Below are 8,521 nucleotides of genomic sequence, written 5' to 3'. Positions count from 1 at the left end.
GTGACGTCCCATACCGGGGCGTCCATCGACAAGCCGACGAACCAGCGGAACAGCAGGTTGTAGTCGAGCTGTTCCATCAGTTGGCGTTCCGAGCGCACCGAGTAGAAGGCCTGGAGCAGCAACGCACACAGCAGCTTCTCCGGCGGGATCGAGGGCCGCCCGATCTTCGAGTACAGCCCCTCGAACGCCGGCGACATCACCTCCAGCGCCTCGTCCACGATAGCCCGGATCGGCCGCAGCGGATGGCTCGCCGGAACCCGCGCCTCGCAGCTCACGTAGCTGAACAGACCCTCGCTGCGTTCGTCCGAACCCCGCATCGTCCCCATCGCCAGCCGTAGTCTCAACAACCAGAGAGAATCACGGACGGCCAACCAGGCACAGCCCTTTTTCCGCGTCCTGCTAGAAGTATCACGCCGCTACTAGTTGCCAGCACGGTACCCCGGGAATCCTGGCGCACGTACCAAGGCGAAGCCATCAGCTCCGCCGCGGTCGGCGGGGACGGTTCGCTGTTGGCCGGATCTGGCTGGCGATCGGTACTGATCGGCAGGGCCTCACCGTCGATGGTCGGAGGCTTCACCATCACGGGCTTGAACGGGAACGCCTCAGGCGTGTTATCCGGCGTGCCGGTGAACAATGCCTCCAGGCCCGCACCTGGGCAGTGCGTCGGTGGCGCCGGAATGGACCCCGGAGCTCGCGTGGCGGGAACCAGCGGCGCAATCAGAGGCGCCGGCGTCTTGAACTGTTCCAACTCTCGCCGCGTCAGGTCTGGCCGGATCACTCCCTGCTTGAGGGCTTCATGGCGCCGCTCCTCCGGCATTGTGGCGATAGCGTAGACGGTACTGTAGGCCTCCGGCAGTTGCTCGAGCGGCACCTTGCCAGAGTCCACGAACGCCGCGACCTCGCGCAACTTCCGCGCGGTCGCCGGCTTGAAGGGAAGATCCTGTTCCACCATAGCTTCGTACTCGCCGTGCGGCAGCTTCTCCTTGGCCTCGTTCAGCCGCCGACCGACTTGGACCGTGGCCTCCAGGGCGTTCAGCCAGTTGCGCCGGATGTCCTCGGCGAACTCCGCGCGGGTGGCCAGCTCGCGCGGATTGTTCAGCATGGCGAGGCGCGTGTTGCCGAGCTGGCGGGCGTTCATCTTCATCATGGTGTCGTCCTCAGTTCGGCAGCGATGTAGGTCCAGAGGTCCGTGAACAGCGGGCCGGTGCGCGTTCCGGAGATCTCCGCGGTGCCCAGGCCCAGCGTGAAGGTGCGGGGCACCTCTTGAAGGTGCGGGATCTCCACCGGGACCGCCGTCCCGAAGTCGCGGATACGCTCCCTCGCTTCCGCCGTGTCGCGGCTCCGGGTGGTTTGGCTGAGGAGGAGGCGCGTCGACCGGCGCCGTGACCGGATGTAGGGCATCATGCCATCCATGCTGACCAGGTCCTCCGGGCCGGGCCGCACCGGCACCAGGACCAGATCCGCGCAGTCGAACAGGATCGCGGTCGCCTCGGGGAAGAACTCCACCGCCGTCGGCGTGTCGATGATCAGCAGATCGATGCCGGCGATCGGCACCGGAGCGCCGACGATCCGCGGCAGAGGCATCTGATCGGCCTCGATCGGCGTCGCCTCCTGGGGGCGCCGGCTGTGCCAGTAGGTCAGGGAGCCCTGCGGGTCGGTGTCCAGCGTGGCGACCCGCTGACCGGCCACGGCGGCGGCGACGGCCAGGTTGCGCGCGGTGGCGGTCTTCGGGCCGCCGCCCTTGCCTTGGGTGACCAGGACCTTTCTCACCGCCCTGCCCTCCCGCTCAAACCGTTCACCGGTGAACGGTTTGCCGAACGCCCGACGATGTGCTGGATGACCCGCCGTTCGACCACGCATGTGCATCGGCCAACCGGCGAACTATTTAATTGAATTCCGTCCTTCGGCATCTTCATGTCCCTATGCTGGGGGGTGGAGGCCCGCCGCGGTGGCTGCAACGCCGCGGCGGGCTGCCTCTCGGTTCTGCGGATGCGGCTGGCGGTGACACGGGGATCGAAGCGCGCCCCAGCGAGGAGAGCGCGCCAAGCCTTCAGCCATGCCCGGCCAGTTCGCTTGCGAACGATCCCGCCATGGCTCATGCCCTCCCCCCGGCGACGGCATGCAACGTCGGTCGCGTTCTGGCCGGGGTCATCGCCGGCGGAGCGCCCACGCGCACCTCGAGGCTATAGACGCCAAGCGCGCCCTTCAGCCGGTCGGCGAGCCGGGCGCCGATCCAATCCCGCTGAAACGCGCTGGGCACCCACAGCACCGCCGAACCGCCGTCCAGCTCGATGGCCGCTCCCTCGAACCATCGCATTTCCGCCGCCGAGAAGTGGGCGGCCAGCGTCGCAGCCAGGGGGCCTTCGCGTGTGCGTGCGGGTGCCGGCGTGCCCGCGCGCGCCAGGTTGATTCCAAGGTTACAAGGATAGGAGGACTCCGGTGTCCTCCGTTCGGCGGGGGTTTTGTCCTCCGTTGCCGGCGCCGGAGTCCTCCGTTCATGGGCACCAAGGACTCCGGAGTCCGGGACACCTGTGTCCTCCGTTGCCGCTTCGGCGACCTCGCGGCGCTCCAGCCAAGCCCGGTTGAACCGAACCTGCGCGGGGCGTCCCTTCGCCGGCCGGCCGACGTCTTCGATCACCCGTTCCTGGCGCAGGGCCGCCCGCGCCCGCACCACGTCGCGCTCGCACAGCGACGTGTCGGCGGCCAGGGCCTCGACGCCGACGGCATCCCACACCGTCAGCTCGCCGCTGGCGGCGAAGGTTTGACGGTCGAGGCGATCCAGCATCGCCCACGCCACCACCTTGTCGCGCAGCTTGAGCCGTGGATTGGCGCGAATCGCCGCCTGAAACCGTCCAACAATTCTGCGAAATTCTGCGTTCGCTTCGCTCATGGCGCACCTGTCCCGTCTCCGGCGATCCCGTGACCAGCCGGCGTTTCAGCCGTCATCGAGGCGCACGCATCCGTGGCCGGAAATGACGGCAATCGAGTCGCAATCGAGTCGCGGTTGAAGTATGATGACGGCGCACACGTCCCCGTTCGCACCGGTGGTCAAGGCCGGGCGTCTGAACGGTTCCTGAGCGCAGTCCTGGGGCGGCCGGTCGCAAGGCCGCCCCAGCTCAGGGCGGTGCCCTTGGTGTCGCCAAAGAGAAAGCCCTCCCGTTCACGACCACGCCCTGCGCAGCCATGTTGTTGATGAGGGCACAAGTCCTCCCGTGCGCCGGCCAGCCGACCGACGTGGGATTCAAGTGCCCTGGACGATGCCGGCCGGTCGAGCGGCCGCGATTCGAGGTGATCGGCCCCGGTTCATTCCGCGCGCAGATCTTCCCCGTTCACAGCCACGCTGGGACGCGGCTGCGGCAGAAAACTTCTCTGCTCCGCTCATGGGTTGAGCGGTGCACAGACGCAGGAATGATCAGGAGATCAGCCTCGGAGGGAACTGGGGGGAGCGCGTGGCATCGATGGCCCTCCGATCGGTGTCAGGGATGCACCGCGCCCGCACGGGCACGGTATGACGTGGCAGCGCGCGGGCAGCCGGAGACGGCGCCGCGGACCGCGCAGCAAAGCCAGAGGTAGGAGTCGGATTTCGAATCGTGTGGAGTGCTCGATGCCGAGGGGTGGCAGCGAGTGGACCTCATGCCGAGCCTCGCCCGCAGTTCCGGGAAGGAGGCGGCCGGCGCCGTGCCGGCGCGACCATGTGCAGGCGGGTGATGGCCGTCTTCAGCAAGGCCTCCAATTGGACGGCCTCGTCGTCGGGCAGATCGGCAAGACCGGTCCGGTCATGGAAGATGGCGCGCACCACCTGATCCAGGCTCGTCCATCGCATCGCGGCGGCCGCCTGGAATTCCGGCCATAGCGCGAGGATTGCCTGCTGACGCCCAGTCAAGGCGGCAGCATCGTATGGTGTCCCAGATGCATCGTGGGCGAATGGCGCCATCATGCTGGGTCCCTTCGCACCAGAGCATTTCCCTCCGCCGTCTTGCCTACGTCCATCGCCTCTCCCTTCCCCTCAGCCATGGCTGTTGCCCAGCTCACGCCTTGCGAGCAATGCTTCCGAACGCGACAGATGTGAGTTCTTGCGCATGCTCTCTGACCATTGGGATCGCATGGTCGATCAAGCCATTTCTCTGATTGCATCGGTCCGGTTCCCATTTCGGGAATCGGCCTCCCATTCCACATCGGGACAAAGCTCATGACGGAGCACCTGCCCCCCTGTGGCACGCTCAATCCGTGGCGCGAACTTGGCGCTGACAGTTCTCATCCGCATCATGCGGCTGATGTTCTGCTGGGTCGTGCCGATCAACTTCGCGAGAGCTCTCTGGCTTCCGACGATAGCGATGGCACGAGCAAGGGGATGTTCGGCTGCGACATTCATGAGCCTTACGCTACAACTAAGGTTGTTGATCGGTCAACACCTCATAGTGTGAAGCCGTTCCACAATGGCTGTTGTATGCTGCCCTCTATGGGTATGCTCGCAGACAGACTTCGAACGGCACGAGAGGCCGCAGGGCTGAGCCAGACAGAACTGGCCAGGCGCGCCGGCGTATCCCAGCAAACGATCGACAAAATCGAGCGCGGCCTGTCCCAACGCTCTCGATACATCGTGGAAATTGCGGCGGAGTTGAAAGTAAGCGCCGCCTATCTTCGAGGTATGACTGACGACCCAACGCCTGAGCCAATCAGGACACGGATTGAGGCGGAGTTAAAGTCGTTGCCCGATGACAAGCTCCTTCAGGCCCTTCAAGCAATTCGCGCCCTGAAAGCCTGATATCGCGCCTCAGACTGCGCAGTATTTTAATTGCCTCTTCTTGCTGATCCGGCGAGAGACACAGACACTCTTTCAAGATGACCTGTCGGAGCTCACCGCTCTCCGCCTTCATGACTCCTCCTTGCCGAACAAAAGAAGAACAGGTTCGCACAGCGGCAGCCGAGCCGTAACCACCTCTTTGGACTCCATTCAAAGGTGGCACAATCAAAGAATGCGCCCGCCAACGAGAGGCCAACCCCAGACCGCCGACACATACCCAGGTATGCAATGTTAGGATGCGCATGCGTTTACCCCATAGCGCGCAACCGACAGCCACCGTTAACACTATTTGTTGTTGGCGTTCAACAACCAATGTTGTAATTCTGGGAATGCCAATAGCATGGGGTTCTCATTTCATGCCTTCACCGATCCCCTCACCCAAAACGCAGGAACGGGCCGACATCACCGCCTTAGCGGACGGCCTGGACAGACTCGTAGACCGGCTGCACGTTGCTCATGCAGCCGGCCAGATCGATGCGGACGATGTTAGGAACGCCCTCGCTGCCCTGCGCTGTTCGGGCGACGCACAAGATGATGGAGCCGGGGACGCCGGTTCACGCTTCGGGCAGGAAGCCGTCGTCCATCATCTGGTCAAACGACCACGGACAATCCTTCGGAAACGTCGTTTCCGGCAGCCCCGTCTCCCGCTCCGCGCCGATCAGCGCGTCGCTGTAGGCATCGACGATGGTTTCGTCGAGCATGGCCTTCAGGCTTGGGTTCTTCCGAAGGTGGCGCTCGATCCGGTTGCGCTGCTCCTTGATCGTCAGGCGCCAACTGTTCCCCCGGAGGCCGGGCTGGAAACGCCATTTCAGCAGATGCAGCAACAGCACGGTCAACCGGCTCTCCAGTTGCTGCTGCTCACTGCGCCCCATGCTTTCGATTTCCTCTGCAAGGTTCTCCAGGTCCAGATCGACGTTGCTGCGCTCCGCCGCCAGCCGCCGAAGCCGGCTGGCTTGATCCTGCGTCCAGGCAAAGAAGTCGCTGTCGTAAAGCCGCGTATCAGGCATGGGCGATCACTCCGCCAAGCCATGCCGGTTCGCCGGCCACCAGTCGCGGTCAAGCACCTGATCAATCCTGTAGGCGCAGCTTGTCGGAAGACCTTTTACCCAGGCCTGATCGCTGTAGAGCGCCGTCAATTCCGCCACAGCGTCCTCCGTCAGCTCGTCCAAATCGAGCCGATTCAAAGCCGTTGGCGACCGCTTGGCTCGGCGCTTCACCGTGTTGCGCCATGCCGTTACCTCGCTGCGCCAGTGCCGCCGCGGATCAAGGTCCGGGCAGTGTTCCAGCTTCAACAGGTGGCCGATGATCTGGACAACGAGTCCCTCGATCTTGTCCAGGGTGTCATTGCCCATATCCTCGATTTCCTCTGCGAGGTGTTCCAGGTCCAGATCGACGTTGCTGCGCTCCGCCGCCAGCCGCCGAAGCCGACCGGCCTGATCCTGCGTCCAGGCAAGGAAGTCGCTGTCGTAGAGCCGTGTATCAGGCATGGGAAGACCCTCCGGTCTCTCAATATGACCCGCGCCAGTCCGTCTGTCCAACGCACCCGCATCGGCTTGGCGCAGACGCCCGCCAGCCCGGTTCTGCCGAGCAAGGTCATCCACCTCCCGGATATGAGCCACCCGAACAGCGGGGCTAGGGCAGCATGAGCGACCACTTACCCCGCGTGCTGCTCGGCTTCCAGCCGCGCGAAGGCCTCTTCGTCGTGCAGATCGAAGGCGAAGCCGGGCCGCTGCTGAAAACGCCCGATCCCTCCGCGGCGGTCTCCGCCGTCGGGTTGTCCTCCATCTCGTGCCGCACCGCTCCCCACGCCTCCCGGCGCGCCCTGCGCGCCCTGAAATCCTGCGGAGTCGACGTATGATATCCATCACACACAGCATGGCGCGCCCGCCCGTGCCGATTGCCGCAGGATTGGCGCCTCTCCGCCTTCCGGAGCGCCACGCCGCCCGCCACCGCGAAGCCTGCGCGACCATGGCCCAGCCGCCCGCCATCCGGCGCATCCGCGCCGTGCGCAGAGCCGACGGGCGCGTCGCGTTTCCGGAGGTGGTCCGGTACCGGCTGTACCGCTGGAACGCGGCGGCGGAGGCCTACCGCCCCGCCGAACTGGTGGACCTGCCGCCCACGGTGGAGAGCCATCCCGACGAACACATGAAGGAGCGGGCGCGGGCATCGCGCAGGCCCTTCCTGCCGGTGACCCTGCCCTATGTCGCCGACGTTCGGGATCTCGACCTGTACGACCGCCTGAAGGCCCGTGGCGCGCTTGAGCATGGGCATCGAGTCACCATGGACGATGGCGGCGAACCGATCGACAAGCACACCGCGCCGCGAGGCTGACGCATGAGCGACCTTTCCAGTACGGACTCACAGAAACGGGAGCGCTTCGGGGCGTCCGAGGCGGCGCGCGTGTCGGGCCTGTCCCTGCGGACCATACAGCATCGCGCGGCGGAGATTCCCGGTGCTGCTAAGCTGTTCGGGCGCTGGACCTTCGATGCCGAGCGGTTCCGGCGCTGGATACAAGATCAGGAGGCAGCATGCCATCGAACCTTTACAAGCGCGGCGCCGTCTGGTGGGCACGCATACAGGCCGGCGGGGCCGAGCATCGACGAAGCTTACGCACGTCTGATCGGAAAGAAGCCCAAAGGCGGCTCGACCAGTTCAAGAAGGAAATCACCGCCGCGGTCCACTTCGGCGAATCACGCCTGACGTGGAAGGCCGCGGTCGTGCGCTACCTCACCGAGGTGGGGCCGGACGCGGTGAAGCCCGGCACCTTGAAGCGCTACACGGTCAGCCTCGGGCAGGTCGGCCCGCATCTGGAGGCGCTGTACGTCGATCAGATCACGCGGAAGACCATCTCCACCCTGGTCAGCGCCAGGAGCAAGGGCGGGGCCAGCAACGCCACCATCAACCGGGACCTGACCGCGGTGTCCGCCGTCCTGGGCGCCGCCGTCGAATGGGGAGCGTGCGAGGCGAACCCGGCGCGCGACTACAATCGCCGCCTCACCCGTGAACGGCGCGAGTCGATCCATCCGCCATCGAGCGCGGACGTGGAGGCCGTCATCGCGCGGTGCCCCGGCCTGTTCGCCAGCATGATCCGGTTCCTCGCCCAAACCGGCTGCCGGCAGGAGGAGGCCGCCGGCCTGACCTGGAGGCAGGTCAATCTGAAGGCCGGAACGGTCACCTTCCTGAAGACGAAGACCAGCCGGCCGCGCACGATCCGCCTGGAACCGGACACGCTGGCCATGCTGACCGCCCTGCCCCACTTCCTGGGTTCCGACGCGGTGTTCTGGCACGGGAAGGGGTCGCGTTATCTCAACGTGTCGTCACGGTTTCGGGAGATGGTGCGGTCGGCACAAAAGTCGGCACAGCAGGTGGGCACACCGTTCCGGCCATTCCGCTGCCATGACCTGCGGCACGCCTTCGCCATCCGGGCCTTGCGGGACGGGTGGGACATCTACGCCCTGTCCAAGCACCTGGGGCACAGCAGCGTGAAAACGACGGAGATTTACCTGGGGTATGTCCCGGCCAGGGCCGGCACAAAAACCGGCACGTCTATAACGGTTTCTCCTGGGTTGCAGCCCCAGGAAACCGCCAAATCAGCCAGCTAAGTATTTGATTTGAAAGGAATGGCGGAGGGGATGGGATTCGAACCCACGATAGGGGTTTGAGCCCCTATAACGGTTTAGCAAACCGCCGCCTTCAGCCTCTCGGCCACCCCTCCTA

12 protein-coding genes and 1 tRNA gene are annotated in these 8,521 nt (G+C 65.2%); 4 read left to right on the top strand and 9 right to left on the bottom strand.

Annotated features, from left to right (window positions below):
* The 6 genes from GBZ26_RS07795 to GBZ26_RS30995 all read right to left on the bottom strand — a co-directional run.
* On the bottom strand, positions 1 to 317 hold a 317-nt coding region (locus tag GBZ26_RS07795), incomplete at its 3' end, for a transposase (protein ID WP_174438352.1).
* A 23-nt stretch (positions 318 to 340) separates the two neighbouring features.
* Entirely contained in the window at positions 341 to 1,147 is an 807-nt protein-coding gene (locus GBZ26_RS07790) for a DUF3102 domain-containing protein (RefSeq protein ID WP_174438351.1), read from the bottom strand.
* Positions 1,144 to 1,770 carry a nucleotide-binding protein gene (locus GBZ26_RS07785; protein ID WP_174438350.1) on the bottom strand — a complete coding sequence of 209 codons (627 nt, stop codon included), beginning with the start codon at positions 1,768 to 1,770 and terminating at the stop codon, positions 1,144 to 1,146. Before GBZ26_RS07785 ends, GBZ26_RS07790 begins: the two co-directional genes overlap by 4 nt.
* A 325-nt stretch (positions 1,771 to 2,095) precedes the next feature.
* Positions 2,096 to 2,890, bottom strand: coding sequence for a hypothetical protein (locus GBZ26_RS07780; RefSeq protein WP_174438349.1), 795 nt, complete (start codon positions 2,888 to 2,890; stop codon positions 2,096 to 2,098).
* A 741-nt stretch (positions 2,891 to 3,631) separates the two neighbouring features.
* The gene (locus GBZ26_RS07775) at positions 3,632 to 3,937 is read right to left on the bottom strand and encodes a hypothetical protein (protein ID WP_174438348.1); all 306 of its coding nucleotides are present in this window, start codon (positions 3,935 to 3,937) and stop codon (positions 3,632 to 3,634) included.
* 174 nt (positions 3,938 to 4,111) lie between these two features.
* On the bottom strand, positions 4,112 to 4,372 hold the full coding sequence (locus GBZ26_RS30995; protein ID WP_174438347.1) for a transcriptional regulator: 261 nt from the start codon (positions 4,370 to 4,372) through the stop codon (positions 4,112 to 4,114).
* Between GBZ26_RS30995 and GBZ26_RS07765 the strand changes: the two genes are divergently transcribed.
* Positions 4,352 to 4,765: a helix-turn-helix domain-containing protein gene (locus tag GBZ26_RS07765; protein ID WP_137104998.1), complete on the top strand. Its 414-nt coding sequence runs from the start codon at positions 4,352 to 4,354 to the stop codon at positions 4,763 to 4,765. The two genes, GBZ26_RS30995 and GBZ26_RS07765, sit on opposite strands and share 21 nt — an antisense overlap.
* A 593-nt stretch (positions 4,766 to 5,358) precedes the next feature.
* Here the strand turns inward: GBZ26_RS07765 and GBZ26_RS07760 are convergent.
* Positions 5,359 to 5,811, bottom strand: coding sequence for a DUF29 domain-containing protein (locus GBZ26_RS07760; RefSeq protein WP_174438346.1), 453 nt, complete (start codon positions 5,809 to 5,811; stop codon positions 5,359 to 5,361).
* A 6-nt stretch (positions 5,812 to 5,817) separates the two neighbouring features.
* Positions 5,818 to 6,291, bottom strand: coding sequence for a DUF29 domain-containing protein (locus GBZ26_RS07755; RefSeq protein ID WP_174438345.1), 474 nt, complete (start codon positions 6,289 to 6,291; stop codon positions 5,818 to 5,820).
* A 155-nt stretch (positions 6,292 to 6,446) separates the two neighbouring features.
* On the opposite strand from GBZ26_RS07755, the gene GBZ26_RS07750 reads away from it, so the two are divergent.
* From GBZ26_RS07750 to GBZ26_RS07735, 3 genes are all read left to right on the top strand, one after another.
* On the top strand, positions 6,447 to 6,662 hold the full coding sequence (locus tag GBZ26_RS07750; RefSeq protein WP_137104996.1) for a hypothetical protein: 216 nt from the start codon (positions 6,447 to 6,449) through the stop codon (positions 6,660 to 6,662).
* Positions 6,659 to 7,135, top strand: a complete 477-nt coding sequence (locus tag GBZ26_RS07745; RefSeq protein WP_174438344.1) for a hypothetical protein — start codon at positions 6,659 to 6,661, stop codon at positions 7,133 to 7,135. Before GBZ26_RS07750 ends, GBZ26_RS07745 begins: the two co-directional genes overlap by 4 nt.
* Before the next feature lie 197 nt (positions 7,136 to 7,332).
* Complete coding sequence (locus tag GBZ26_RS07735; protein ID WP_211104632.1) at positions 7,333 to 8,406, top strand: site-specific integrase; 1,074 nt, start codon at positions 7,333 to 7,335, stop codon at positions 8,404 to 8,406.
* A 19-nt stretch (positions 8,407 to 8,425) separates the two neighbouring features.
* Here the strand turns inward: GBZ26_RS07735 and GBZ26_RS07730 are convergent.
* Positions 8,426 to 8,519 (bottom strand) — tRNA-Ser (locus GBZ26_RS07730).
* Between the last annotated feature and the right edge of the window lie 2 nt (positions 8,520 to 8,521).

The sequence above is a fragment of the Azospirillum formosense genome, assembly GCF_013340925.1.
GTDB classification, from domain to species: Bacteria; Pseudomonadota; Alphaproteobacteria; order Azospirillales; family Azospirillaceae; genus Azospirillum; species Azospirillum formosense.
Note: the sequence above shows the minus strand (reverse complement) of the source record. Positions and strands in the feature narration are given on the sequence as shown.

Coding starts and splice junctions, on each gene's coding strand:
- GBZ26_RS07755 (WP_174438345.1), bottom strand. CDS start 6,291: ATGCCTGATACACGGCTCTACGACAGCGACTTCCTTGCCTGGACGCAG.
- GBZ26_RS07760 (WP_174438346.1), bottom strand. CDS start 5,811: ATGCCTGATACGCGGCTTTACGACAGCGACTTCTTTGCCTGGACGCAG.
- GBZ26_RS07765 (WP_137104998.1), top strand. CDS start 4,352: ATGTTCGGCTGCGACATTCATGAGCCTTACGCTACAACTAAGGTTGTT.
- GBZ26_RS07745 (WP_174438344.1), top strand. CDS start 6,659: ATGATATCCATCACACACAGCATGGCGCGCCCGCCCGTGCCGATTGCC.
- GBZ26_RS07750 (WP_137104996.1), top strand. CDS start 6,447: ATGAGCGACCACTTACCCCGCGTGCTGCTCGGCTTCCAGCCGCGCGAA.
- GBZ26_RS07735 (WP_211104632.1), top strand. CDS start 7,333: ATGCCATCGAACCTTTACAAGCGCGGCGCCGTCTGGTGGGCACGCATA.
- GBZ26_RS07775 (WP_174438348.1), bottom strand. CDS start 3,937: ATGATGGCGCCATTCGCCCACGATGCATCTGGGACACCATACGATGCT.
- GBZ26_RS07790 (WP_174438351.1), bottom strand. CDS start 1,147: ATGATGAAGATGAACGCCCGCCAGCTCGGCAACACGCGCCTCGCCATG.
- GBZ26_RS07780 (WP_174438349.1), bottom strand. CDS start 2,890: ATGAGCGAAGCGAACGCAGAATTTCGCAGAATTGTTGGACGGTTTCAG.
- GBZ26_RS30995 (WP_174438347.1), bottom strand. CDS start 4,372: ATGAATGTCGCAGCCGAACATCCCCTTGCTCGTGCCATCGCTATCGTC.